Origin of the sequence: Paenibacillus gallinarum (genome assembly GCF_014836635.1) — a bacterium.
Taxonomy (GTDB): domain Bacteria; phylum Bacillota; class Bacilli; order Paenibacillales; family Paenibacillaceae; genus Paenibacillus; species Paenibacillus gallinarum.
In genome coordinates this window covers 1-521 of sequence record NZ_JACSQL010000058.1, presented here as the reverse complement: position 1 = coordinate 521, position 521 = coordinate 1, and the positions used below count along the sequence as shown (strand labels likewise).

Below are 521 nucleotides of genomic sequence, written 5' to 3'. Positions count from 1 at the left end.
CGTTTTTTCGTTAGTTGAACCAAGGCCCTCAAAAATAAAAAACTATTATGATACCGTATGTCTTGCTTAAGCCATTCTCCTTGTTAGTTCCGCTAACCTCCCAGTTAGCTGAGCAAAGTAAAATGGGTTTCAATTTATAGCTAGACATACATCCTTAATCTATCTACGTTTAAATGCAGCAATGATTAAATCAATAACTAGACCTATTATGAACCAGCCCACAATATTGATTATATAGATGGTCAAAATTCCATCTAATTGTCGCACAATGTTATACTCTTCCATAAACATCAAGTGAGGGCTGGTAAAGAACAATAGTAAGTTCTTGTCATCCTTCCCTGTAGCATTCAATAAACATACCAATAAACCAAATATCGATAACCAAAAACTAAATTTCTTCATGAATTTCCACATCCTATGATGTATTTGTACACTAATCATATAGACTATAAACACTTGGAAAAAGTTTCGATATTAAGCCGAAAAATCTGCATCGCGAAGTGAATTAAACTATCCTGCCC

General features: G+C 34.0%; 1 protein-coding gene. It reads right to left on the bottom strand.

Going from position 1 to position 521, the window contains the following annotated elements; all coding sequences use genetic code 11:
- Positions 1-159: 159 nt before the first annotated feature.
- On the bottom strand, positions 160-402 hold the full coding sequence (locus tag H9647_RS25610) for a hypothetical protein (protein WP_191805324.1): 243 nt from the start codon (positions 400-402) through the stop codon (positions 160-162).
- Positions 403-521: the final 119 nt, after the last annotated feature.

Excerpts from the sequence above, each read along its gene's own strand:
- H9647_RS25610 (WP_191805324.1), bottom strand. The coding sequence starts at position 402 with ATGAAGAAATTTAGTTTTTGGTTATCGATATTTGGTTTATTGGTATGT.